18 protein-coding genes are annotated in these 25,990 nt (G+C 65.5%); 6 read left to right on the top strand and 12 right to left on the bottom strand.

The genetic code is table 11. From position 1 onward, the window contains the following. Positions 1-9: 9 nt before the first annotated feature. Complete coding sequence (locus AC56LG_RS01025) at positions 10-948, bottom strand: MBL fold metallo-hydrolase (RefSeq protein ID WP_497164283.1); 939 nt, start codon at positions 946-948, stop codon at positions 10-12. A gap of 117 nt (positions 949-1,065) precedes the next feature. Continuing rightward, complete coding sequence (locus tag AC56LG_RS01020; protein WP_497164282.1) at positions 1,066-2,103, bottom strand: alpha/beta hydrolase; 1,038 nt, start codon at positions 2,101-2,103, stop codon at positions 1,066-1,068. Positions 2,104-2,297: 194 nt separating this feature from the next. Here AC56LG_RS01020 and AC56LG_RS01015 point away from each other — a divergent pair, with 194 nt between their 5' ends. Beyond that, positions 2,298-3,425: an HPP family protein gene (locus AC56LG_RS01015; RefSeq protein ID WP_497164281.1), complete on the top strand. Its 1,128-nt coding sequence runs from the start codon at positions 2,298-2,300 to the stop codon at positions 3,423-3,425. A 149-nt stretch (positions 3,426-3,574) separates the two neighbouring features. On the opposite strand, the gene AC56LG_RS01010 is transcribed toward AC56LG_RS01015, so the two are convergent. Next, positions 3,575-5,767, bottom strand: coding sequence for a putative bifunctional diguanylate cyclase/phosphodiesterase (locus AC56LG_RS01010; RefSeq protein ID WP_497164280.1), 2,193 nt, complete (start codon positions 5,765-5,767; stop codon positions 3,575-3,577). Positions 5,768-5,976: 209 nt separating this feature from the next. Continuing rightward, positions 5,977-6,669, bottom strand: coding sequence for a UPF0149 family protein (locus AC56LG_RS01005; RefSeq protein WP_497164279.1), 693 nt, complete (start codon positions 6,667-6,669; stop codon positions 5,977-5,979). A gap of 104 nt (positions 6,670-6,773) precedes the next feature. On the opposite strand from AC56LG_RS01005, the gene AC56LG_RS01000 reads away from it, so the two are divergent. Both AC56LG_RS01000 and AC56LG_RS00995 read left to right on the top strand, forming a co-directional pair. Further along, positions 6,774-7,784 (top strand): serine/threonine protein kinase, encoded by a 1,011-nt coding sequence (locus AC56LG_RS01000; RefSeq protein WP_497164278.1) that lies wholly within the window; start codon positions 6,774-6,776, stop codon positions 7,782-7,784. A 147-nt stretch (positions 7,785-7,931) separates the two neighbouring features. Continuing rightward, positions 7,932-10,250 (top strand): coiled-coil domain-containing protein, encoded by a 2,319-nt coding sequence (locus AC56LG_RS00995; protein ID WP_497164277.1) that lies wholly within the window; start codon positions 7,932-7,934, stop codon positions 10,248-10,250. A 144-nt stretch (positions 10,251-10,394) separates the two neighbouring features. On the opposite strand, the gene AC56LG_RS00990 is transcribed toward AC56LG_RS00995, so the two are convergent. After that, positions 10,395-10,814: a DUF8785 domain-containing protein gene (locus AC56LG_RS00990; RefSeq protein ID WP_497164276.1), complete on the bottom strand. Its 420-nt coding sequence runs from the start codon at positions 10,812-10,814 to the stop codon at positions 10,395-10,397. Positions 10,815-10,948: 134 nt separating this feature from the next. Beyond that, positions 10,949-12,007 carry a DUF475 domain-containing protein gene (locus tag AC56LG_RS00985; protein WP_497164275.1) on the bottom strand — a complete coding sequence of 353 codons (1,059 nt, stop codon included), beginning with the start codon at positions 12,005-12,007 and terminating at the stop codon, positions 10,949-10,951. A 192-nt stretch (positions 12,008-12,199) separates the two neighbouring features. On the opposite strand from AC56LG_RS00985, the gene AC56LG_RS00980 reads away from it, so the two are divergent. The 3 genes from AC56LG_RS00980 to AC56LG_RS00970 all read left to right on the top strand — a co-directional run bounded on the left by AC56LG_RS00980 (position 12,200) and on the right by AC56LG_RS00970 (position 17,259). Continuing rightward, complete coding sequence (locus tag AC56LG_RS00980) at positions 12,200-12,619, top strand: divergent PAP2 family protein (protein ID WP_497164274.1); 420 nt, start codon at positions 12,200-12,202, stop codon at positions 12,617-12,619. 227 nt (positions 12,620-12,846) lie between these two features. Further along, positions 12,847-14,013 (top strand): efflux RND transporter periplasmic adaptor subunit, encoded by a 1,167-nt coding sequence (locus AC56LG_RS00975; protein ID WP_497164273.1) that lies wholly within the window; start codon positions 12,847-12,849, stop codon positions 14,011-14,013. A gap of 3 nt (positions 14,014-14,016) precedes the next feature. After that, positions 14,017-17,259 carry an efflux RND transporter permease subunit gene (locus AC56LG_RS00970; protein WP_497164272.1) on the top strand — a complete coding sequence of 1,081 codons (3,243 nt, stop codon included), beginning with the start codon at positions 14,017-14,019 and terminating at the stop codon, positions 17,257-17,259. Positions 17,260-17,313: 54 nt separating this feature from the next. Here AC56LG_RS00970 and AC56LG_RS00965 read toward each other — a convergent pair whose 3' ends face one another. The 6 genes from AC56LG_RS00965 to AC56LG_RS00940 all read right to left on the bottom strand — a co-directional run bounded on the left by AC56LG_RS00965 (position 17,314) and on the right by AC56LG_RS00940 (position 25,027). After that, positions 17,314-17,796, bottom strand: coding sequence for a hypothetical protein (locus AC56LG_RS00965; RefSeq protein WP_497164271.1), 483 nt, complete (start codon positions 17,794-17,796; stop codon positions 17,314-17,316). 376 nt (positions 17,797-18,172) lie between these two features. Then, on the bottom strand, positions 18,173-18,655 hold the full coding sequence (locus AC56LG_RS00960) for a hypothetical protein (RefSeq protein ID WP_497164270.1): 483 nt from the start codon (positions 18,653-18,655) through the stop codon (positions 18,173-18,175). A 351-nt stretch (positions 18,656-19,006) separates the two neighbouring features. Further along, entirely contained in the window at positions 19,007-19,987 is a 981-nt protein-coding gene (locus AC56LG_RS00955; protein WP_497164269.1) for an NAD(P)H-hydrate dehydratase, read from the bottom strand. 7 nt (positions 19,988-19,994) lie between these two features. Next, on the bottom strand, positions 19,995-20,759 hold the full coding sequence (locus AC56LG_RS00950) for a histidine phosphatase family protein (RefSeq protein WP_497164268.1): 765 nt from the start codon (positions 20,757-20,759) through the stop codon (positions 19,995-19,997). A 110-nt stretch (positions 20,760-20,869) separates the two neighbouring features. After that, a complete protein-coding gene (locus AC56LG_RS00945) occupies positions 20,870-22,270 on the bottom strand; it encodes an L-cystine transporter (RefSeq protein ID WP_497164267.1) in 1,401 nt (466 codons plus the stop codon). Between the two features lie 123 nt (positions 22,271-22,393). Next, positions 22,394-25,027 carry a bifunctional diguanylate cyclase/phosphodiesterase gene (locus AC56LG_RS00940; RefSeq protein WP_497164266.1) on the bottom strand — a complete coding sequence of 878 codons (2,634 nt, stop codon included), beginning with the start codon at positions 25,025-25,027 and terminating at the stop codon, positions 22,394-22,396. Positions 25,028-25,990 lie beyond the last annotated feature (963 nt).

Raw genomic sequence — 25,990 nt, 5'->3', positions numbered from 1 at the left:
CGTCGCGCCTTAGCGCATCTGGGTGTAATTTACCGGTATCCAGCGGTAGCCTTTCCCTTCGGTGCGCAGGTAGCCCAGGCCGGGGAACTGCAGGTGGGCGCCGCCGATCAGCGCGCCGTCCTTGGCCGCTGCATCGAACAGTTTCTTGCGCGCGGCGGCCGCCGCTTTCTGGTCGCCGTCGAACGCGATCGTCACCGCCGGATCCTCGAACTGCACCGCCGCCACGTGGATCAGGTCGCCGATCGCCACCATCTTCTGGCCGCGGCTCTCGACCACATAGGCCGTGTGGCCCGGCGTATGGCCGTGCCCGCCCTGGGCGCGGATGCCCGGCGCCAGCTCGACGTCGCCCTCGAAGGTCTTGAACTTGCCGGCTTTTACGTATGGATCGAGCGCGGCCATCGCATTCTTGAACGAGCCCTTGTCGTCGGCGGGCGCCTTGTCCATCTTCGACTGGTTCAGCCAGTGGTCGGCTTCCGCTTTCGACGCGCGCACGACCGCATTCGGGAAGGCCGCCTTCGACTGCGCGGCGAGGCCGCCCAGGTGGTCGCTGTGCATGTGGGTGAGATACACCTCGTCGACCTGTTCCGGGGTGTAGCCGGCCGCCTTCAGGCTCGCCTGGATCTTGCCCAGGGTTGGCCCGAACAGCACGCCGGCGCCGGTGTCGATCAGGATCAGCTTGCCGCCGGTGTTGACCAGAAAGGCATTGTCCGAGGTTTCCAGCGGCGCCTTCAGGTGCGCTTTCGCCAGCGTGGCATTGGTCTTGTCGGCCTTTTGCGCCAGCAGCTTGTCGACCGGCAGGTCGACGGTGCCGTCGGACAGCGGCGTGACCTCGAAGTCGCCCAGCATCATGCGGAAATAGCCGGGCGCCGGGGTTTTCGCCATCGGGGCGGCGGCAAACGAGGGGGCGGCGATCAGCGCGGCCAGCAGGCACAGAACAGGGTGTTTCATGGGTTCTCCGTTGAGTGATATTTGCATATCGTACATCAATGTAGGGTGGGCACTTGTGCCCACGCGGTACACGGTCGGCATGGTGGCAACGTCACCACCGATGCCGGCGCTAAAACATCACTTCTTCGCCGCAAACGCCTTCTTCAACGCATCCGCCGCAAACTGCTCCGCCTCCTTCGCCTTCGGCACCACCGCCCCCATGCCGAAGAACTCGTGCGTCACGCCTTTATATTCCTTGTAGCTGACGGCCACGCCATCCTTCTTGAGCTTGTCCGCATACGCCTTGCCCTCGGACAGCAGCGGGTCGATCTCGGCCGCGACGATCGTCGCCGGCGGCAGGCCCTTCAGCGATGTGGCCTTCATCGGCAATGCGTACGGGCTCTTCGGGTCGCCGCCGTAGTGCCCGAAGAACCAGGCCATCATCGCCTTGTTGAGCGGCTTGGCTTCGGCATTCTTCTGGTACGAGGGCGTGTTCATGTCGTCGTTCACGACCGGATACACCAGCAACTGGTGCACGGGCAGCGCCACCTTTTTGTCGCGCGCCATCATCGACACCACGGTCGCCAGGTTGCCGCCCGCGCTCTCGCCGCCGACCGCGACGCGGGTCGGGTCGCCGTTGAATTCGCGCGCGTGGTCGATCGTCCACTGGTAGGCGGCAAAGGCGTCGTTCGGCGCGGCCGGGAATTTATGTTCGGGCGCGCGGCGGTAGTCGACCGAGACCATGATGGCGTTGGCCATCCTGGCCAGTGCGCGCGGGCTGGCGTCATACACCTTGGTGTCGGCGATCACGAAACCGCCGCCGTGGTAGTACACCATCACCGGGAATGGGGCCTTGCCTTCAGGCGTATAGATGTGGACCGGGAAGCTGGCCTCGCCGCTGCCGACCGTCATCGTCTTGACCGTCACGCCCGGTTCCGGCGCGGTCGATTTCTTCATGTCGGTGAGGACCTTTTTCACCGCGTCGGCCGGCGTCGGCTGCTTGCGCGCCTCGTCCGGGGTCAGGGTCTCGATCGGCTTCGGGTTCAGGGCAGCGTGGGCATCGAGTACCTTTTGCATGTGCGAATCGGCTTTCGCCGGTTTGTTGGACTGGGCCCAGGCGCCCGTGGCGAGGAGGGCGGCGCCGGCGAGCAGCGTGAGTGGCAGTGCTTTCTTCATGGAGGGCTCCTTTTTTATCGAATTTGAGGTCACGTGGCGCGGTGCGCCGCAAGTGATTTCAGTGCCTAGAATGAAGAAGGCGAACTCGTCCGTCCGTGCGCGAACGCGCATTTGCTGGATTTGATGATTCGCGCATCAGCCAGCGATGGCGGGGCCGATGTGGTGTAATTGCGGTCTTTGCTCTTTGCGGTTTTATGCGCGCAACATTTCAACAATGGCTGCACGGCTTCCTGCCCCAGCCCCTTCCCAGCGGCAAGCCCGAACGCATCCGCGCCACCATCGGCGCCTGTGTCGGCCTGTTCGTCACCGCACTCCTGACCCACGTGCTGGCGCCTGAGCAGGCGTCCTGGCTGATCGCGCCGATGGGCGCCTCGGCCGTGCTGCTGTTCTGCGTGCCGGCCAGCCCGCTGGCCCAGCCCTGGTCGGTCGTGGGCGGCAATACCGTCTCGGCCCTGATCGGCGTGGCTTGCGCTTCTCTGGTGCCGGACGCGCTGCTGGCCGCGCCGCTGGCCGGCTGCCTGGCGATCGCCGCCATGTTCGCCCTGCGCTGCCTGCACCCGCCGGGCGGCGCGGTTGCGCTCACCACTGTGCTCGGCGGCCATGCCGTGCATGCGGCGGGCTGGACGTTCGCGTTCAATCCCGTGGCCCTGAATTCCACCCTGATCGTCCTTGCCGCCATCCTCTACAACAACCTCACGGGACGCCGCTATCCGCACGCCCAGCACGCCGCCGACCGCAACCTGCACGGCACCGGCGACCCGGCGCCGAATGCGCGCCTGGGCATTACCGAGGACGACCTGGAAGCGGCCTTGCGGAGCTACGGCGAAGTGCTCGACGTCAGCCGCGACGACCTGCTCGCCATCGTCGACGACGCGCGCCAGCTGGCGCTGCACCGCCAGTTCAAGGAGCGCACCTGCGGCGAGCTGATGTCGACCCGGATCGTGTTCGTCGCGCCGCGCGACACCCTCGACCATGCACGCGAACTGCTGCTGCGCTATCGCCTGCAGTCGCTGCCGGTGCTGGACGCGGAGCGCCGCCTGCGCGGCGTGCTGGCCCAGGAAGACGTGCTGCGCCAGGTCGGCTGGGGCGCGCGCCTGCGCCAACTGGTGCCGGGCGCCGCGCTGCGCGTGCAGGACGCGATGCAGCAGCGCGTGGTGGCGCTGGATGTAAACGCCCCGCTGGCGCAACTGGTGCCGCTCTTGACCGACAAGGGCTACCACCAGGTGGCGATCGTCGACAAGGAAGGGGCGATGGCGGGGCTGGTCAGCCAGTCGGACTTGCTGGCGGCGTTGAGCGAAGAGCGGCTGGAGACGGCGGCCTGAGGGGCCAAGAACTGCTGGGGTCAAGAACCTGCTGGGGTCGGGTCTGACATTCAGATACGAGCTCAACCATACCTATGGCCGGCCGCGTAATACAGGCTGCATTAAAGCAGAGGCCGTGTCTAAATGTGTCAGACCTGACCCCAGGGTTATCACCCGGCCGTCACCAGCGCCACGAATTCCCCGACCGGCATTGGCCGGTGAAAGCGGTACCCCTGCATGACGGTGCAGCCATGCGCGCGCAGGTAGCGCACCTGCACGTCGGTCTCGACGCCTTCCGCGATCAGGTTCAGGCGCAGCCCGCGCGCGATCGCGATGATGGCCAGGACGACGGGGTAGTGCGCTTCCTCGTCGACGATGTTGCGGATGAACGACTGGTCGATTTTGATGGTATCGACCGGGAAGCGGTGCAGGTAGGCCAGCGACGAATAGCCGATGCCAAAGTCGTCGATCGCCACCGAGACGCCCAGCTGTCCCAGCCGCTTGATCTGGTCGATGGCGTGGTGCGGATTGTCGATGCAGATGTTTTCGGTGACCTCGATCTCGATCCGGTTCGGCGCGATGCCATAGTCCGCGATCGCGCTGCGCATCTTGTCGTAGAAGCTGCCGCGATCGAGGTATTGCGGCGCGATGTTAATCGACAGTTTCAGGTCGCCGCATACCCCTTTCCACGCCTGCACGTCGCGGCACAGGGCGTCGATCATCCAGTCCGACATCGGCGCGACCAGGTCGTTTTCTTCGGCATACGGCAGGAATTCCGCCGGCAGGATCAGGCCGCGCGTGGGATGGTTCCAGCGGATCAGCGCCTCGACGCCGACGATGCGGTTGTCGCTGCTGTCGACCTGCGGCTGGTAGTACATTTCCAGTTCGTCGCTCGCCAGCGCGCGGCGCAGGCTGTGGCCGAAGGCAATGCGGCGCTCGAGCAGTTCCTGCGAGGACTGGTCGAAAAAGGCGAAGCCGTTCTTGCCTTCGCCCTTGACCTGGTACATCGCCGTATCCGCATTGCGCAGCAGTTCGTCGATCGTCTCTCCGTGCGCAGGATGGACGGCGATGCCGATCGAGGCCGAGATGTGGGCGGTGTGTTCGTCCAGCTGGAATGGCTGCTGCAAGCTGTCGATGATCTTGGCCGCCACCAGGCCGGCATCGTCGTGCTGGTGCAGGTCGGGCAGCACCACGGTGAATTCGTCGCCGCCCTGGCGCGCCAGCGTATCGCCTTCGCGCAGGCATGCCTTCAGGCGGCGCGCGACCTGCTGCAGCAACTGGTCGCCCTTGAAGTGGCCGAGCGTGTCGTTGACCAGCTTGAAGCGGTCGAGGTCGATGAACATGACGGCCAGGTCGGTCTTTTTCCGCTTGGCCTGGATCAGGGCCAGACCCAGGCGGTCCTGGAACAGGCTGCGGTTGGGCAGGTCGGTCAGGATGTCGTGATAGGCCTGGTAGGAGATCACCGCCTCGGCGCGCTTGCGCTCGGTGATGTCGCGCACCACGCCATAGGTGCCCACGAAGCCCGGCTTGTCGGCCGCACGGTCCTGCAGGTACATGCCCGAGGCGTTCAGGGAAATCGTGCGCACGGGGGCTTCCTGTGCGCGGTTCGGCGCGGCGCCGGGCGAACACTTCAGGCGCAGTTCGATGTTGCGCGCGGCGCGTTCGTCGCCGCGGCGCTCATTGAAGGCGTGGTTGGCCAGTTCCAGGTCGTCTTCGAACACCAGTACCTGGTAAGGCTGGCCGATCAGCTGGTCGCGCTGGAAGCCGAGCAGCCGGCCGACGCGGTCGTTGATGTAGGTGAAGCGCCCTTCACCGTCGAGCGTATAGATGATGTCGGGCGAAGCGTCCACCAGGTAGCGGTACATCCGCTCGGAGTTTTCCAGTTCGAGGGCGATATACCGGTTCGCCTGGCGCAGGCGCCGGCTTTCCAGCGCATTCCTCACCGTCGCCAGGATCTCCTCGAAACTGTAGGGCTTGCGCACGTAATCGTAGGCGCCACGCTTGAGGGCGCCGATCGCCGCCTCGATTTCGACCCTGCCGCTGATGACGACGACGTCGACGTCGATCTGGTCGCGCCTGATGACATCCATGATCCGGTGGCCGCCGACGTCGGGCAGGCACAGGTCGAGCAGCACCAGGTCGAAGCGCGTGTTCGACAGTTGTTCGAGCGCCTCCTTGCCGCTGCGGCTGGTCGTGACGTCCATGCCGTCGTCGCGCAGCAGTTCACGCAGGGAATGCAGCAGGCGCGGATCGTCGTCGATGATCAATAGCCGGGATGGACCGGCACCCGTGTCGAATGCATGCAGGTGCGGGACAAAACCCGCGATCGGGAGGGCGGCTGACTTGGCTGGGGACACGTGCATCGCATGCATGTTGAATGGGGTGACAAATTTACCAGTTCGCTGGCGACATGGTGGCTAAATATCTAAAAACCAACAATATAAGATAAAAAGCGTACTAAAAAAGCACAATTCGTAACGAATTCCCGTTGCACGACTGGGGGGCGGCCAGAAAAACAAAAGCCCGGCGATTACCGGGCTCTTCTTTACGTAAGGCTTGAGGCCCCCGGCAATTACGCCGATTCCGCTCCGCAGCACTTCTTGAACTTCTTGCCGCTGCCGCAAGGGCAGTCGTCGTTGCGCCCGACCTTCGGCGTTTCGTGACGCACGGTTTCCACTGCGGCCTTGCGCAGCGGCACCCAGAAGCGGTAGATGGCCGGCAGGTTCGCTTCGATTTCCAGCGCCAGCTGGTGCGCCTTGACCGGGTCTTCGACCAGCGGCAATTCTTCTTCCTCGATCTCGTCGGCGCCGAGCAGGTACAGGGGACGCATCAGTTCGGCGACCTCGGATTCCCAGATCGGCTGCCACGAACCCGGGCGCAGTTCCATGCCTTCCCAGAAGCCCCAGCACCAGGCTTCGGCGTCGATCAGGGTCTGGCCGTTGTGCTCGTGCTCGCAGTAGAGCGGCTCGAATTCCTTCGGCGCGACTTCGAAGGTGATCAGCACTTCGTTCATGAAGCGCATGATCAGGTTGAGGATGCGCTCTTCTTCCTTGCCGTTCTTCCATTTCGGCGCGGCGGTGCCGTCCTGGCCCCAGACGCGCGGCAGCCATTCGGCCGGCATGATGGTTTCCGGACCGATCGCGATCGCGGTCAGGTAGCCGTGCAGGGTGTCCATCGTCATCGCGTCTTCCGGGCTGCGCTCGGAGAGGAGGAACTGGTCGAGTTCGTCGAATTCTTTTTCGCTGAGGGGCTGTTCGAGTTGCATGGTGTGCTCTTAAAAGTATGGCGCTGGATGCGTGAAGTCCGCCAGTGTAACGCCTGGAAGGCAGCGAGCGTACGAAATAACGCGCCGCGCCGTACAATGGTGATATGCACAACGAGTCTATTTCTTCCGCAAAATCCGCGGCGCACCCGTTCTCGCGGCTCGACCCGGGCCGCGTGCTCGACGCCGTCGACAGTGTCGGCCTGCACGGCGACGGCCGCCTGCTGGCCCTGAACAGCTACGAGAATCGGGTCTACCAGGTCGGGCGTGACGAGGGCGAGCCGGTGGTGGTCAAGTTCTACCGCCCCGAACGCTGGAGCGATGCCGCCATCCTGGAAGAACACGCCTTTGTGGCCGAACTGGTCGGGCACGAAATCCCGGTGGTGCCGGCTTTGAGTATCGACGGCCGTACCCTGCACGAATTCGACGGCTTTCGCTTTGCCGTCTTCCCGCGCCGCGGCGGCCGCGCACCCGAGCTGGGCGACCCGGATACGCTGGAGTGGATGGGGCGCTTCATCGGCCGCATCCACGCCGTGGGCGCGGTCAGGCCGTACACGTTGCGGCCCGAACTCAATCCGCAGACCTTCGGCCGCGAGCCCTTCGATTTCCTGGTCCGCCACGATTTCCTGCCGCACGAACTGCGCGCGACGTATGCCAGCGTGGTCGAGCAGGCGCTGGCCGGCGTGGCGCGCTGCTACGAACGTGCCGGCGTGCAGCCAAGCCTGCGCCTGCATGGCGACTGCCACGGCGGCAACGTGCTGTGGACCGGCGACGGCCCGCACTTCGTCGACTTCGACGACAGCCGCATGGGCCCGGCCGTGCAGGACTTGTGGATGCTGCTCTCGGGCGAACGCGGCGACATGGTGCGCCAGATGAGCGACGTCCTGGCCGGCTATGAAGACTTTTGCGATTTCGACCCGCGCCAGCTGTACCTGGTCGAAGCCCTGCGCACCCTGCGCCTGATCCATTACGCCGGCTGGCTGGCGATGCGCTGGGACGATCCGGCGTTTCCGGCCGCCTTCCCCTGGTTTAACACGCAGCGCTACTGGCAGGACCGGATCCTCGAATTGCGCGAGCAGGTGGCGCTGATGGACGAGCCGCCGTTATGGCCGGTGTGAGCCGGGCCACGTTGGCTCAGCAGTTTAAGCGGCGAATTGCGCCGGTTTCATCGCGCAGTTCGGCGTGTCATGATTGTCGGGTTTCGTTGATAATGAGTCAGCGAACTTGGCGACCGCCTCAGTGCCCGCGATAACCCGAGAGCCATCATGGAACAAGCACCTCACGACGATACCGACTTCACCATCGACATGCCCGCCTCGAGCGCCGCGCCGGTTCCCCAGGTCGCACCGAGCGACCGTGGCGCCGTCGAAAAAATGGCGATCAAGGAAGCCATCGCCCGCGTGGAAGCCGAAGCGAAAGCCAGCGTGGCCGCCGAGACGCGCGCCCATGCCGAAGCGCGCGCCCGTTCGCTGGCCGAGGAGCGCGCGGCGCTCGACGCCGCCGCCGCGGCGGCCGCCCTGGCCAATGCCCAGGCATCGGAAGAAGTCATCGAACTCAATCGCGACCGCCTGGAAACCCTGCGCGCCGCCGCCCAGGCCTCGACCGAACGCCTGGAAGCGATGCGCATCGAAACCGCCGAGCTGCGCGCGCGCGTGCAGGCCGACACCGAAGGACGCCTCGCCGTCGAAGCGCGTGCGCGCGCCGCCGACGAAGCGCGCCGCCGCGCCGCCGAGCAGATGGAAGCCGAAGCGGCGATGGCGCAGGAAGCCGCGCGCGCCGCTGAAGAATTGCTGGTGCAGACCGAAGAAGCACGGCGCCAGGCGGCCGAACGCGTCGCCGCCGTGCAGGCCGCGCGCGAGGAAGTGCTGCACAGCGCCAGCGCCGACGCGCGCGTGGCCGTGCTGGCGCGCGAACGCGAACGGGCCGAAAAGGCCGCGCGCCAGACCGCCGAAAAGCTGGCCGAGGTCGAAGCCGAAGCGCTGGAACTGGCGCTGCAGCGCGAGCGCGCCGACCAGGTCGCGCTGGCCTCGGCCTTTGCCCGCGCCACCGCCGAAGCGCGTGCGCTGGAAGAAGCACGCGCACTGGCCCACGTCGAACACGAACGCGCATCGATCGCGCAATCGCAGGCCGATTCGACCAAGGTCGCTGCCGATACCCTGCGCGCGCGCCTGCAACTGGAAAAGGAATTGCGCGACGCCGCCATCCACCGCGAGCGCCTCGAACAAACCGCCGCCGCCACCGCCGAAGCACGGCGCGAAGCCGAAGCGCGCATTGCCGAGGCCACCGAAGCGCGCATCGAAGCCGACCGCCAGCTGCGCGAGCTGGCCCTGGCGCGCGCCGAAGCCGAACACGAAGCCGGCCTGGAAGTGGAAACGCGCGTGCAGGCGGAAGCGGCCGCGGTCGAACACGCGCGCAGGCGCGCCGAAGCCGACCGCGTGGCCGCGCAGGCAGCCGAAGCCGAAGCCAGGGAACAGGAACGCGAACGCGCCCTGGCCGAGGAGCGCGCCGCCCAGGCCCAGGCCGCCGCCGATGCGCGCGCGCGCACCAACGCGGCAGAGCAAGCCGAACTGGCGCTGGCCGCCGAAGCGCTGGCACAGGAGCAGCAGACGACGGCAGTGGCGCAGCAGCGCGCGCAGCAGGCCGAGACCCTGGCGGCCGCCGAGCGTGCCCGTCTTGAGGCCGAAAGCGCGGCACTGGTGCAGATCCAGGAACGGCTGCAGGCCGAACAGGAAATGACGCAGGCCGCCGCGGCGCGTGCCGAAGCCGAGGCGGCCCAGGCGGCGTTGCTGCGCGAACAGGCCGATGCCGAGCGGCGCGCCTTGGAGGCCCAGCAGGCTGTGCTGGACGCCCAGCGTCTGCAGGCTGCCAGCGTGATCGAAGAAGCGGCGCAGCGCGAAGCCGCAGCGGCGGCGGCCCAGGCCGAAGCCGAGGCGGCGGCCGAACTGGCGCGCCTGCAGGCGCAACGCGCCGCTTCGGATAGCGCACGCCTGGCCGCCACCGAAGCGGCGCTGGAGGCGGAGCGCGAGGCGGTCGAAGCAGGGCGAGAGGCGCTGGCGCTGGCCGAGCAGCAGCTGGCGGCGCAGCAGGAACAGCTCGAACTCGACACGCGCGCGAACGCGGCGGCGGCGGCGCGCCTGGCATCCGAACAGGAAGCGGCGCTGGCCGCACGCGTGCGCCAGGAAGCGGAAGAAGAAACCGCGCGCCTGGCGCGCGAGCACGAACTGGCCGAACGCGCCGCCGCCGAGGCGGCACTGGAAAAACGCGACGCCCAGCGCGCCCTGCTGGAACACGCCCAGGCCCACGCCGAAATGCAGCGCCGCACCGCCGCCACCACGCACCAGATGGCCGATGCCCGGCGCGAACTGCTGGCACTGGAAACGAAGCGACTGGAAGAGCAGGCCGCCGAACTATCGGCCACCGAAGACGCCATCAACGAACGCCACGCCGAAGCGCGCCAGCGCACGGCATCGGAAAACATCACGCGCGAAGTGCTGGGGCGTTTGAAGAAGCAGCCTTCGGCGCAGCAGGCGGCGGCCAGGCTGGCGGAGGTGATCATGCACCAGAGAAGGTCGAGCGGGGAGTGATGCGCATATTCGCTCATTTTGCGAATATACCTGTAGGGTGGACGGGGGATATGAGTCCCCCGGACTGATATCCCCCGTCCACCCTACGTCGCCGTGCTTGATATATCCAATAAATCACCGGCTTCCGGTGATTCACACTTCATATCACTGCGTTACCTTCGGCGCATCGCTCGGCGATACCGGCGACACCGGCCCGGTATTGACGGTCTCGACAAAATACTCGGTTTCGCCGAAGCAGGTCGTCGGCACGCCCTTGTGCTGCTCGTAGCTGATCTCGACGCGCTGACCCATGGTCGACTGCAGCTTTTGTACCAGGCTGTCGTCGCGCACCGTAAACGCGAAGCGTTCGGGAATCGCGCCCGGCATGCTCGAGAGCAGGATTTCGCCTTCCCAGGTTTTGCATAGCCAGCCCTTTTTCGAGAACTTCTGCAGATAGCCGGCACGCGTTCCCTCGGAATACGACCAGGTCAGCGTGAACCAGGTATAGATGCCGCCGATGACCACCAGGGCGGCGACGAGGGACAGCAGGATGGCGATGGCGCGTGGCGGCAGGGCTTTCGGCATGGTCGAGAGAAAGTGGTGGAAACAGGTGGAAGAGGGCGCTCGGCGGCGCGGTGGCGTCATTCTGCCACGCGCGCCCCGATTGTCAAAATGGCAGGGCACCTGCACGCTGCCATTTAAGGAGGGCTTAAGCGCGTCTAGGCGATTTCCGCCTTCTCGTGCGTTCCCTCCAGCTCGGCACGCTTGCGGTGCCGGATCGACGACCACAGCGACACCACGATGAACGCCAGCCCCGACAGCCCCGTGAACCATTCCGGAATGTGGTAGTGGACGTTGGCGAACATGATCAACGCCAGAATGCCGATCGCGTAGTGCGCGCCGTGCTCGAGGTAGACGAATTCCTGCAGCGTGCCCTTGTAGACCAAAAACACCGTCATCGAGCGCACGAACATCGCGCCGATCGCCAGGCCCAGCATGATGATGACGACGTCGTTGGTGATGGCAAAGGCGCCGATCACGCCGTCGAAACTGAACGAGGCGTCCAGCACTTCCAGGTACAGGAAGCCGCCGATACTGCCCTGGGAAATCATCTTGCCGATGGCCGGGTCTTCTTCCTCTTCTTCCAGCAGGCCGCTGATCCAGTTGACGCCGATATAGATCAGCACCCCGGTCACGCCGGCGATCAGCACCGGCAGCTTGCGCGCCTCGGGCATCAGGGTCATCGCGAAAAACACCGCGAGCAGGGTCAGCAGCGTGGCCAGGCCTTCGGAACCGTACTTGCCGACCTTTTCCTCGATCCAGCCGAGCCAGTGGAGTTCCTTCTGGTCGTCGAACAGGAAGTTTAGGAACACCAGCATCAGGAAGGCGCCGCCAAAGGCGGACACTTCCGCGTGGTGCTCGGTCAGGTGGCGCGAGTATTCGTTTGGCGTCTCGATCGCCATGTGCCAGACGTCGAGCAGGCCGAGACCCGTGGCGACCGAGACGATTACCAGCGGGAACAGCAAACGCATGCCGAACACCGCCACCAGGATCCCGACCGTCAGGAACAGCTTGCGCCAGAACTCGTTCCAGTGGCGCAGCACCGAGGCGTTGACGACCGCATTGTCGAACGAGAGCGACACTTCGAGCACGCCGAGCACCGCCGTGATCCAGAGCGCATTGGCAAGGCCCGCCATGCCGCCGTGCTCGTAGCCCCACCAGCCCGCCAGGGCCATGAGGACGACGGTCACAATGATGGAAATCCTGAAATGCCGCATGGTAAAACCCCTCGCTCGCTTATTGATTAAAAGTATTCGTTGAGATTATTGGTTGAAATGCCACAGTTTTAACAATCTTAACCGTAGCTTAAGGGGAGCGGCGCAGCGCAGGTCGCCGTGCGGTGCCCCTGCAGGGCGTTGCTTCTGCGATAATTCTGGCCCGGCTTACTGCAACTTTCCGACAAGGATTTCATGGACCTCGCTTACCTCCTTACACCCCTGCTGACCTGGCTGGTCGTCGGCCCGATCAAGTTCCTGATCAACAGCGCGCGCCAGCGGCGCTGGGCCTTCAATCTGGTCGGAAATGGCGGCTTTCCCAGTAACCATAGCTCGGTCGTCACCAGCATGGCGACCCTGATCGCGCTGCGCGAGGGCATCGACCACCCGGCCTTCGGCGTGGCGGTGACGCTCGCCTTTATCGTGATGATCGATGCCAACAGCCTGCGCCAGCACGTGGGCCGCCAGGCCGCCGCCATCAACCGCCTGGCCGTTGCCGTCACCGGCCATACCACGTTGCGCGAGCGCATGGGCCACACCCTGGTCGAAATCTGTGGCGGCATCGTTACCGGCATCGGCATGGGTTTTCTCGTCTTTAACTTATTCGGCGGCTGATCGTCGTTCATCCCGGGGCAGTGCCCCGGGGTCCCATGCCGGGGTACCCCGGCGTCATTCCGCCAGGTGCATATGCAGTTCATCGCACCATTTCGCAGTTCATCCCTCCAAAATAACAACGGGCGTGATCGTCAATTGACGGGTCGGCCTGCCTCCTAGATACTGCGCGCTGACTGATTCCATCCAATTCATATAAATACGTCAGAGTCCAACTGGGAGATATTTCAATGCTGCGCAACACTTTACTTGTCCTCGCCATCGCGGCCGCCCTGGCCGCCTGCGGCAAGGACGGCAAGGAGCCCGCCAAGGCCGGCGCCACGGCGAATGCCAAAGACAATAAACCGAGCCAGCTGCTGGTCGCCCCGCAAGACTTGCTGACGATTTCCAGCGATTCGCTTGCTTCCGGCCCCGTGATCACCGGCTCGATCCAGCCCGAGCGGCGCGCCGACCTGCGCGCCGAAGTATCAAGCGTGGTACTGCAGGTACTCAAGGAAAATGGCGAACCGGTCAAGCGCGGCGACTTGCTGGTGAAACTCGACGAAACTGCGATCCGCGACACCCTGGTCTCGGCCGACGCCGGCGTGACCGCCGCCGCCCAGGCGCTCGACCAGGCCAACCGCCAGCTCGAACGCCTGAAAACCCTGCGCGCCTCGGGCATGACCTCGGCCGCGGCCCAGGACGAAGCCGAAGTGCGCCGCAACAGCGCCCTGAGCGAACTGTCGGCAGCCAAGAGCCGCGCCGCGCTGGCGCGCCAGCAGATTGCTCGCACGATGGTGCGCGCGCCGTTCGACGGCATCGTCAGCGACCGCAAGGTGTCCAGCGGCGACACGGCTACCGTCGGCAAGGAACTGGTGAAAGTCATCGACCCGACCAGCATGCGCTTCGAAGGCCGCGTCTCGACCGACAAGATCGGCACCATCAAGGTCGGCCAGCAGGTCAAATACCACATCAACGGCTACGGCAGCCAGCAGTTCACCGGGGTCGTGAAACGCATCGACGCCTCGGCCAACGACATCACGCGCCAGGTCGAAGTGCTGGTCGCCCTCACCGGCGAGCAGCCGCGCGTGGCCGGCCTGTACGCCGAAGGCCGCATCGACGCCGAGAGCTCGAACGTGCTGATGCTGCCCGAAAGCGCGATGGTGAAAGCCGGCGACAAGACCTATACCTGGCGCGTGAAGGGCGGCCAGCTGTCTCGGGTCGACCTGCAGACCGGGGTGCGCGACCAGCGCACCGGCAACATCGAGATCAAGGCCGGCCTGGCCGCTGGCGACACCGTGCTGCGCAATCCGAGTTCGAACCTGAAGGATGGCCAGAAGGTCGAACTGGCGGGCAGTTCGCCAGTCGTCGGCAAGACCGTCGCCGCCGCCAATGGTGCGCAGGCCAAGGGAAACTAAGCCATGTTCCTTTCCAATTTCTCTGTCAAGAAGCCGATCGCCACGATCGTGCTGATTCTCGGCATGATGTGCATGGGCTTGCTGGCCCTGTCCAAGCTGCGCGTCAACCAGAACCCGGACGTCGAGATTCCCGTCATCGTCGTCAGCATTCCGTATCCGGGCGCGTCGCCGGAAACGAGCGAGCGCGAGATCATCGACCGCCTGGAAAAGCAGATGCAAAGCGTGCAGGGCGTGACCGAGGTCGAGTCGTATGCCAACGAAGGCAGTGCCACGCTGGTGCTGCAGTTCGACTTCGACCGCAACCTGATCGAAGCCTCCGACGACGTGCGTAACGCCATTTCGGCGGTGCGCTACAAGCTGCCGCTCGAAATGCGTGAGCCGATCCTGCGCCGCGTCGATCCTTCCTCGCAGCCGATCATGGGACTGGCGCTGTCGTCGAAGGGGCAGACCCATGCGGAACTGTCGCGCCTGGCCGAGGACGACCTGGCCGACCGCTTCCGCGCCATCGACGGCGTGGCGACGGTCAACGTCAATGGCGCCCTGCGGCGCGAGCTGTCGGTGCTGCTGCGCGCCGAAAAACTGCGTGAATACAATGTCTCGGTGTCGGAAGTGGCGAACGCGCTGCGCAACCAGAACACCAATGCCCCGGTCGGCAAGGTGCGCGGCGACATGGACGAGAAGGGCATCCGCCTGATCGGCCGTATCGAGCGTCCGGAAGACTTTTCCCAGATCGTCGTCAAGCGCAGCGGCGACACCATCGTGCGCCTGAACCAGGTGGCCGAGATCCAGGACGGCTTCGCCGACATCGACAGCGCCTCGATCCACAGCGGCAATCCGAACGTCGGCATCCAGATCATCCGCTCGCGCGACGCCTCGACCGTGTCGATCGCCAAGAAGGTGCGCGAGGAAGTTGCCAAGATCAACAAGGAACTCGGCAAGGGTACCGAACTGACGATTACCCGCGACGGCGGCGAAGAAGCGCAAAGCAGCCTGAACAACGTGATCGAATCGCTGGTGTTCGGCGCGGTGCTGACCGTGTTCGTGGTGTACGCCTTCCTCAACTCCTGGCGCTCGACCCTGATCACCGCGCTGTCGCTGCCGACCTCGGTGCTGGCGGCCTTTATCGCGGTCTGGCTGTGCGGCTTCACCCTCAACTTCATGACCCTGCTCGGGCTGTCGCTGGCGATCGGCGTGCTGATCGACGACGCCATCGTGGTGCGGGAAAACATCGTGCGCCACATGGAAGCGGGCGCCGACCGCCGTACCGCGGCGCTGGTCGGCACCTCCGAGATCGGCATGGCGGTGGCCTCGACCACCTTCTCGATCATGGCGGTGTTCATTCCGGTCGCCTTCATGCCGGGCGTCTCCGGCGAATGGTTCCGTCCGTTCGCACTGACCGTCACCTGCTCGGTGCTGGTGTCGCTGTTCATCTCGTTCACGCTCGACCCGATGCTGTCGGCCTACTGGGGCGATCCTCCAGGCCACCACCATGCGCCGAAGAAAGGCATCTCGAAAGTGCTGGGGCGCTTCAACGACTGGTTCGACCACCAGGCCAGCCGCTACGGCAACGTGATCGCCTGGGCGCTGCACCACCGCCGCTGGATGGGCGTGATCGCGCTCGCAAGTTTCGTCGGCGCCATTGCGCTGCAAGTAATGGTGGGCGGCACCAGCTTCCTGCCCAAGGGCGACGGCAACAAGATCATGATCGAGGTGCGCACGCCGGCCTCGTCGAGCCTGCAGTACGCCCGGCTCAAGATGCAGCAGGCCGAAGCGCTGGCGCATACCATCACCGAGGTGCGCGCCACCGACGTCGTCGCCCGTCCGAGCGGCGGTTCGATCTATGTCGAGATCGGCAAGCGCAATACCCGCAACCGCTCGGCGGCCGAGATCGGCGCCGAACTGCGCACCAAGGTCGCCGCGCTGGTCGGCGCCGAGTACACCGTGCTCGACGACCTGAACGGCGGCGGCAAGCCGGTGCAGGTGGAGTTCACCGGCGCCGACTCGCGCAAACTGATGGAACTGACCTCGGCCTACATGGACAAGCTGCGCCAGGTGCCGGGCGCGGTCGACGTCACGCTGTCGCAGCAGGACCCGAAAAACGAGTTGCAGATCGAGCTCGACCGCGGTCTGGCGAATTCGATGGGCGTGTCGGTGGGCGACGCGGCCACCGCGCTGCGCGTGGCCTTTGCCGGCATCGAGGTGGGCGACTGGGTCGACCCGACCGGCGAAACGCGCGACGTCGCGGTGCGCCTGCATCCGGAAGACCGTGTCGACATCGAGAACATCGAGCGCCTGCCGATCGCGATTGCCGGCACCAACGCCATGGTACCGCTCGAGCAGATCGCCCGCATCAGCATGGGCAAAGGTCCCTCCGAGATCAAGCACAAGGATGGCCAGCGCGTGATCACGGTCTCGGCCAACGCCCAGGGCCGCTCCAGCGGCGAAGTCACGGCCGACGCCATGAAGCTGGCGAAAACCTTCGACTTCCCGCCGGGCTATGGCCTGGCGCTGGGTGGGGCCGGCAAGGACCAGCAGGAACTGTTCACGGAGATGACCACCGCGCTCCTGGGCGGTATCGGCCTGATGTACCTGATCCTGGTGATGCAGTTCGGCTCTTTCACCGCGCCGCTGGGCGTGATGATGTCGCTGCCGCTGTCCCTGATCGGCGTCGTGCTGGCCCTGTTGATCACCGGCGGCACCCTGAACCTGATGAGCTTTATCGGTATCATCATGCTGATGGGCCTGGTGGCGAAGAACGCGATCCTGCTGCTGGACGCCGCGCGCGCTCTCGAAGCAGAGGGCTATGGCCGCGAAGACGCGCTGATGAAAGCCGGCCGCATGCGGCTGCGTCCGATCCTGATGACGACCTTCGCCCTGATCGCCGGTATGTTGCCGGTGGCCCTGGCGCTCGGTCCGGACGGCAAGTTCTACCAGCCGCTGGCGGTCGCCATCATCGGCGGCACCATCACCTCGACCTTCCTGACGCTCTTGGTCGTGCCGACCTTTTACGACAGCATCGAGATCGCGCGCGACCGCATGGCGGCGAAATTCCACCGCCGTGCCGAGCGCTGGCACGCGCTGCCGGCCTTCCTGGCGACCTTCGTGGAAGCGATCCTGACGCTGGTATTCGTGCGCCTGATCTTCCGCCTGATCGTGCGCGCTTTCCGCTTCCTCACCGGCCGCGGCCGGACCAGGACGGTGCCGCTGGCCAAGGCGCCGGTGGCGAAAGTCACCGAAGGGGTCTGATCGGTCTGGACGTAAAAAAACCCGCGCAAGCGGGTTTTGTTTTGGCAGGTGGACTTAGTGGATACTGCCTGCGCCGCCCGAACCTTGTTTAGTGGAACCCGGTCCGGTACCGGTGGTGTTGCCGGTATGGCCGGTGCTCTGGGTACCGGCGGCCGGCGCGCTTTGCATCGGGGCGCCGCCAGGGTTGGCGCCGCCGGTGGTGTTGCCGCTGCCGTCGACTGGCTTGACGCCGTCGAAGCCGCTGGCGCCGCCCGAGGCGCCCAGGCTATCGGTCTTGGTGCTTTCGCCCTCGCCGACGGTGCGCGGCGTGACGTTGGTGTTGTACTCGGTCGAGGACAGGCCGGTGTCGCCCGAATTGCCGGTGGCGCCGCTGACGCCCGCGGCCGAGCCGGTGCCCGTGCCTTCGGTGCGGCTGGTGACGTGCCCGGCATCGCCGGCGCCGCCGAAGCCCGAATCCTTCTTGGTGCAGGCGCCGAGCATGGCGGCGAGAAGGGCGGCGGTCAGGACGATTTTCGGTACTTTGTGCAGTGTATTCATGGTGTTGCTCCTGGTTCGATGGCGTGCCGTTGCCGCTTGACAGGGCAAGCGGTGCCCGGGGATGGATGCATTGTGGCAGGGACCGGGGGCGGCGACTGTGCGCTGTTTGACAGAGCGAAACACTCAGGCGCAGGCAGACAGGCTGGGCACGGTCGGCAGTGAAAGACAGATAGCGTGAGTGTACGTGCGCGTTGCGGAATGCGGATCGATGCGACCGCGAAGAGACGGAGCACGCGTCTACGTGATGGTCGAAAAGGAGGGAATGACAGCTTGCGTGTCATGGGACTGCAGGAACGCCGGCGTACAAGCTGCCGGCCAAACGAAAAACGCGGAGCCCGCGTTGTGGGGCTCCGGTTTGTGGACAGTCCAGCGCCGATTAACGGCCGGTGCTGGTGCCCGTGGTGCCAGCGCCAGCCGAGCCGGTGCCGGTCGAGTCGGTGCTGCCGGTGGTGCCGCCAGCGCCCGTGGTGCCGGTGGTGCCCGACGTGCCCGAGGTACCGGTGGTGCCGGTAGCGCCCGTGCCGGTGGTGCCAGTTGCGCCGGTGCCGGTGGTGTCGCCGGTGGTGCCGGTGGTGCCCATTGCGTCGGTGCCGGTAGCGCCCGTGCCGGTTGCGCCGGTACCCGAGGTGTCGCCGGTGGTGCCCATTGCGCCGGTGCCGGTGGTGCCAGTGCCGGTGGCGCCGGTGCCGGTATCACCCGTGGTGCCGGTGGTACCGCTCGTGCCGGAGGTCGAGCTCGGCGAAGTTGCCGAGGTGTCGCCGGCGGTGCCAGCCGTATCGTTCTTCTTGCATGCACCCAGCATCGAAGCGAGCAGGGCGGCGGTCAGCAGGATTTTTGGTGCTTTGGTGATTGCGTTCATTATTTAACTCCTCGTTCACGTCTATTTTGTACCGAAGTCTCCAGGTGAGGCGGTGGAGAACAACGGCGCCAGTTCGGCGTCACCATGAACCTTCTTGAATACCCCGGCTGCCCGGCGCATCCTTCGTGTTCATTAGCAAAGCCCTCAGGGAACCGACGCAACACGCGGCCCCGTTCAGTGCACGAATTCGACTGTAAAAATTAGACTGTCGTGATGAGCGCCAGTTCATCGAATTGCGCACTTCTTGCTTTGTTCCGCGTTCCTGCATGCGGAATTTGATACCGGTCAAACAGCTCCCCATTCAACCGTTCCCCCGGCGTTAGCCGGATGGTTGGTACAGATGCCTTTTTTTCAAGGCCCCTTTTTGTCCTGTTTGCCGTCCGCGCCATTGCTCGCTCGGCCGGCAATCGATTCGAGCAGCGCCGGGATCTCGTTCGGGATCTCGCGCGCCAGGTAGCCCAGCACCCCCATGCGTTCGGCCAGGCGCTCGCCGGCGCGCGCATGCAGCGCCACGCCCCAGCAGGCGGCCTGCTCCAGGGCTGCGCCGCGCGCGGCCAGGCCGGCGATGATGCCGGCCAGCGTGTCGCCCGAGCCGGAAATGGCCAGGCCGACATTGCCGCCTTCGTGCTGCCACAGCTCGCCCTCGGGCGACGCGATGACGGTACGCGCGCCTTTCAGGGCGACGACGGCGTTCCAGGCGGCAGCCGAGGCCAGCGCGCGCGCATCGGGGCCGGACACGATGTCGCATTTCTCGATGCCGGTCAGGTGCGCCATCTCCCCGCAATGCGGCGTGACGATGACCGGCTGCGCGAAGCGGTAGGCTTCACCCGGCGCCCAGTCCGCCGGCGCATGCAGCAGCGTGCCCATCGCGCAGGCGTCGAGGACGACTGCGGTGTCGCTGCCGTGCAGCCGTGCCAACAGGCCATGTACCAGTTCCGCAGCGGCCGCTTCGTCCTGCATGCCTGGCCCAATGAGGATGGCATCGATGCGGTCGGCCAGCGGATCGAGCACTTCGACCGCATCGGGCAGGAAGCCGCCGGCCTCGGTTTCGGCCAGGCCGATCACGCGCGCCTCGGGCATGGCCAGTGCAACGAGCTGGGCGACGCTGGCGCCGGTGGCGACCGTCAGCTTGCCGGCGCCGGCGCGCAGGGCGGCGGTGGCGGCCAGGATCACGGCGCCCGGCATTTCGCGCGAGCCGCCGAGGATCAGCACATGGCCGCGCTGTTCCTTGTCGCCTTCAGCGCCCGGCATCGGCAGCGGCCAGTCGCGCAGCAGTTGCGTGGTGACGTCGTGCACGGCGCGATCGGCCTCGGGAGCGTGGGGGGCGTTCATGTCGGTATCAGGCCTTCGGCGCGGACGGTACGTCTTTGCCGACCGTGACCGGCGTGCCGGTGTTCTCGAGCGGCGCGACGAAATTCACGAGGCGCACCACCAGGCGGCCATGCTTGCCCTCGGCCGGATCGAAGGAATACGAGGTGACCGAGCAATTCGGCACGTCGCCGGCGCGGTCGAACGCGAGAATGGTCGCTTCGTCGAGGCGCTCGAACAGGTAGCGGAAGCAGTTGACGATGACCTGGTGCGCGACGATGACGACGCGTTCGTGGCAGTAATCGCGGCTGAGGGTATCGAGCACGCTGCGCAGGCGCAGGATGACGTCGGCCCAGCTTTCGCCGCCGGGCGGCCGGAAATAGAACTTGCCGACGTGCTGGCGCTGGGCGTACAGGTCGGGATATTTGTGGGCGATGCCGTGCGTGGTGAGGCGGTCGAGGATGCCGAATTCCTTTTCGCGCAGGCGCTCGTCGGCATTCACGGCCAGCAGCGACTCGCGCTCGAGACGGCGCATGATGATCTTGGCGGTCTCGGCCGCACGCACGTACGGGGAATGCAGGACGACGTTCGGGCGCTCCTCCTGCGGCAGGCTGGCGAACCAGGAAGCGAGGGCTTCGGACTGGCGGATGCCCAGTTCGGACAGGGGCACGTCGACGTCGCGCTCGGCGATGTCGATTTCGTGCCCGGCTGCGGCTTCGGCGATGTCACGCGCGACGTTGCCGGCGCTTTGCCCGTGCCTGATCAGCCAGATTTCCTGTGGCCACTTCTGTTCCATTACCTGTCCGTCGTTGATGTTGACATGACATCATCATAGACGGATTCGACAACGGGTCCGCGCACGATTCCGTGCGCAAACTATTATCTTTTTTAAAAGGTTGTTTTTACTTAGGCGGCTTGTTCCTCGCCGTCCAGATTGGTTTCCACGTCGCTATTAAACACCGCCATATTGGTGGCGCCGAGCAGACGCGAGGTCAGGGTGCCGGCAGTGATGGAACCGCTCACGTTCAGCGCCGTGCGCCCCATGTCGATCAGTGGTTCGATCGAGATCAGGAGGCCCGCCAACGCCACCGGCAGGTCGAGCGCAGACAGCACGATCAGGGCGGCAAAGGTGGCGCCGCCGCCGACGCCGGCCACGCCGATCGAACCGAACACGACGATGGCCAGCAGCGGCAGCAGGAAAGCCGCGCTCCATGGATCGATCCCGACCGTGGGCGCGATCATCACCGCCAGCATGGCCGGATAGATGCCGGCGCAGCCGTTCTGGCCGATGGTCGCGCCGAACGAGGCGGCGAAGTTGGCGATGCCTTCCGGCGTGCCCAGGCGCGTGGTCTGGGTCGCCACGCTCATCGGGATCGAACCGGCACTGGTGCGCGAAGTAAATGCAAAGGCCAGCACCGGGAAGATCTTCTTCACGAAGCGCAGCGGATTCAGGCCGCTCATGGCAACCAGCACCAAATGCACGCCGAACATCAGGATCAGCGCGCTGTACGACGCCAGCACGAAGCCGAGCAGGTTGAGGATGTCCTGCAGGCTGGAGCCAGCCACGACCTTCGCCATCAGCGCGAACACGCCGTAGGGCGTGAGGCGCAGCACCAGCGTCACCATACGCATCACGATGGTGTGGGCCACGTGCACGAAATGGCTGAAGGAGGCGAACTCGGCCGGCTTCTTGGCGGCGATGCCGGTTGCGGCAATGCCGACGAATACCGAGAAGAACACGACCGCGATGGTCGAGGTCTTGCGCGCGCCGGTCATGTCGAGGAAGGGATTGGCTGGAATGAACGACAGCAGCATCGACGGCAGCGAGATTTCCTTGGCCGTCGACAGCGACCCCTGCAGGTATTCGCCGCGCGCCACTTCCGCCGCCGAGGCGGTGAGGCCGACGGCGGTGAGCCCGAACAGCTTGGCCATCAGGATGCCGATCATGGCGGCTACCGCCGTAGTCGCGATCAGGATGCCGATCGTCAACGCGCTGATCTTGCCCAGCGACGCGGCATCGCGCAATTTCAGGATGGCGCCGATGATCGACACCATGATCAGCGGAATGACGATCATCTGCAGCAATCGCACATAGCCGCTGCCGACGACGTCGAGCCAGGCATTGGTGGCGGCGACCGTGGGCGAGGCCGCCCCGTAGATCGCCTGCAGCGCCGCGCCCAGCAGCACGCCCAACCCCAGGCCGGTGAAGACGCGCTTGGTGAACGAGGCGTGGCTGGCCTGCATGCGGTAGAGGAGGGCGCAGACGAGCAGGGCGACGGCCAGGTTGAGGATCAGGGGCAGGGTCATGGCGGCCTTCGGAATACGAGAATGATGCGGACGAGAGTAACGCGGAAAGTGGTATTGAAATTAACTTATGGCATTTTATAGGCAAACGGCGGGCGCCGCAGGAAGGAGGACGTGCCGGCCGTCTCAAGCGAACGCCGCGCGGTTCTGCTCGAACAGCGCGGGCAGAGCATCGGCTTCGACCGGCTGGCTGAACAGGAAGCCCTGGTAGTCGTCGCAGCCGAGGCCGCGCAAGATCGCCAGTTGATCTTCGGTCTCGACGCCTTCCGCCACCACGCCCAGCTTCAGGTTGCGCGCCAGATTGACGATCGAACGCACGATGGCGGCGCTGTCGTCGTCGCGGCCCAGGTCGCGAATGAAGGCGCGGTCGATTTTCAGGCGCTGCACCGGGAAGCGTTTCAGGGCGGCCAGGCTCGAATAGCCGGTGCCGAAATCGTCGACCGACAGTTCGACCCCGAGCGCGCGGATGGCGTGCATCAGGGTGTCGGCTTCACTGCCCTGGCCCATCAGGGCCGTTTCCGTGATTTCCAGTTCCAGGCAGGCGGGGTCGAGGCCGCTGCTCAGCAGGCAGCGTTCGACCATCGGGATCAGGTCTTTCTGGTCGAACTGGCGCGGCGACAGGTTGACCGACACTTTCAGCGCGGCCCCGGCGGCATTCCAGCGCGCCACTTGGAGGCAGGATTGTTCCAGCACCCAGGCGCCGATCGGCACGATCAGTCCAGTGCGTTCGGCCAGGGGAATGAAGCGCACCGGCGCCACGTCGCCCAGTTCGCCGCTGTTCCAGCGCAGCAGGGCCTCGAGACCGGCGATGCGTCCGGAATTGATCGCCACCTTGGGCTGGTACACCATGCGCAATTCGCCGCGTTCCAGCGCGCGCCGCAGGTGCGCCTCGACCGTGAGGCGTTCGTCGAGATCGGACTGGGCGCTCTCGGAAAAGAAGTGAATCGTGTCGCCTTCGAAACCACTGCGGTTGCGGGCGCTGTCGGCGCGCCGGAACAGTTCGTCCGCATCCTGCCCATCCTCGGGGAACACCGAGACGCCGACGCGCGGCCCGAGGAAGAATTCGCGCCCGTTCACGCCCAGGGCCTGCGACAGCCGCCGGTGCAGCGCGACCGCGAATTCCTCGAGCTCGCCGCGTCCATGGTGCGCATGCACAACCAGCGCGAATTCGTTGTCCTTGATGCGCGCCACGCCAGCTGCGTGCGGCAACTGCAACTGGAACAAGGCGCCGATCTCGTGCAGGGCGGAGATGCCGGCGTCGATGCCAAGCAGATCGCTGATTTCGTGCAGGCGCGCCAGCGACACCACGAGCGTTCCCAGCTGGGTACCCCTGGCCGCCGCGTCGGCCAGTTCCGCGCGCAGCAGGTGGCGGAAGTGATGCTGGTTCGGCAGGCCGGTCACCGCATCGAAATTGGCGAGGTAGGCCAGGTGCGCTTCGGCCCGTTCGCGCTCGGTCACGTCGGTCAGCAGATTGACGAGTTGTAAATGGCCTGCAGCATCCCGCAACTGCGCGGTCTGCTGGATCACCGTGCGCACATCGCCGCTGCTGTCCCTGAGCATGGCGGGCGTCTCGTCGGCGCAGCCGCCGGCAAGCACCTGGGCGTAGCGGTGCGCGCGTTCGGCGGCGCCATCCGGATCGAGCAGCTCCGCTTCCGTACGACCGGCAACCTCGTCGAGCGGCCGGCCCACGAAGCGTGCGAATGCCTCGTTGCAGGTCACCAGCCGGTGGCTGCCGTCGAGCACCCAGATCGGCGTGCGCACCGCGTTCAGGATCGCAGCCAGGTAGCCTGCGCTGTTGCCGGCGCGCGCTTCGCTCGCTTCCAGGCGCGCGATCAGCGCTTGCTGGCGCCGGGCGTCGCGCGCCACGCGCCAGGCCAGGAACACGGCCACGATGCAGACCAGGGCCAGCAGCGACACGGCCGTCCACAGCCTGCCATACCAGGACGCCAGCGCCAGCGACTTGTTCATGCCGCTGATGATCACCAGCGGGTAGTTGTCGACCGCATCGTAACCGTAGAGTCGGGCCTGTCCGTCGATCGGACTGATGGTCTCGAAAGCGCCGCGCTCGGCTTGCGGCAGATAACGCTGGAACAGCGGCGTATCGCTGAATGATTTCCCAATGCTGTGCGGCAGGTTGGGACCACGCACCAGCATCGTGCCGTTGCGGTGGAGCAGCGTTACCGAGCCGCCTTCGCCCAGTTCGACCAGGCTGTAGATGCGCTCGAAGCGCTCCGAATCGACCTGGGCCAGCACCGAGCCGATGCGCCGCCCGGCACCGTCGTGCCAGGGGCGTACGACATTGATGATGCCGCGACCGGTGCCGCGGTCGACGGCCGAAATGCTCATCTGCGGCGCTGCGCCGGGCAGTTCCGCGCCAGCGGGAAGCGCGGGTGCAAGCCCCGAGGACATGGCCGTCGCCAGCAGGCGCCCCCGGCGGTCGAACACGTAGAGGCCGAGCAGGTACTCGCGCGCCGCGCCCTGCAGGCCGGCATCGTCCAGGTGCACAGGACCGGTAGCCGAGGAGTCAATCCGACTGCGCTCGATGTCACGAATCGCTTCGTCGACGGCTTGCGCCACGATCAGCGTCTGCGACGAAAACGCGATCGACAGGTTACGCAGGGTGGTTTTCTGTTGCCGGATCGTGTCTCGGTAACTGACGTTGAGCATGACGGCGGTGCCGAGCACTAGTGCCACGATCAGAAGCGCGGTCAGGGTGCCCAGGCTGGCCAGCGAACGGGGACCCAGCTGCGGTGGCGGCATGGCCGGCAGCGGGGGTGGACCGTTTGATGTCATCGTTGACGCATCGATCTGCCTCGTGGCGTGGAATCGGGATTGTTGTGCTTCCTGCGGATTATGCAACAAGGCGCGCGATTGCGGTACGTGAGGGGAGCTGAACAGTGCATGGACGAATACGAGAAGTGCCTACGGCCCGCCTGCCAGCAGAAAAGTATCGGAATGCAGAAAGCCCATGAACCAGGATTCATGGGCTTTCTGTGTACGAGAGCGAATGCATCCACGACGCTGCTGCATGCACACCTGCATTGCCGGGTTCGTCGGTTTTGCTTCTGTATCCAGCCGGGTGTGATCGTTGTGGGCATGACCGGCGAACCGACGGCCGGTGACCACTTCGGCGGCAGGGCGGCAGGGCTGGCTGGGCCGCGCTGGCATGATGCTCCCCACCTGGCGTCAAGGTCCGCACCGACATCCAGACCAGCGCACAGAACATCGCCGCCATCGCGCAGCAGGCGCCCGGACTCTATGTCTTCCTGGGCGTGACGCCGGACGGGCAAGATCCGGCCTCGGCCGCGCCGAACCATAATCCGAAGTTCTTTGTCGATAAAAAAGCCTTGGTAGTTGGCGTGCGGGCAATGTCCATGATGGCAGTCAATTTTCTGGCAAACGGCGGCAAGGTGGCGGTGCGATAGGAAGCGCTCTTGCCGAATCCGGCGCGGACATGCCAAAGCATGATGCAGTGTGCGCGGCACCGATGAGCGGACGGCTTGACTTTCGGATGCGGGAAGCACGAATGCAAGAAGAATCCGAGGAGGGGGAAACGATCGAGGGCTGTCCTCGCCAATGAACTGCGGCACCCGACGACCATCCAGTCCACGATAGGACCTGGCAGAGGCCTTTCGCGGCAGCCCTGTCCATCGGACTGCCTCTGTTGATCGGCGCCCGGTTCGGCCACATCCAGTAGGGACTGGTGTCCTCGATCGGCGCGCT

Source organism: Telluria sp. ZB2R32, assembly GCF_059685715.1.
Note: the sequence above shows the minus strand (reverse complement) of the source record. Positions and strands in the feature narration are given on the sequence as shown.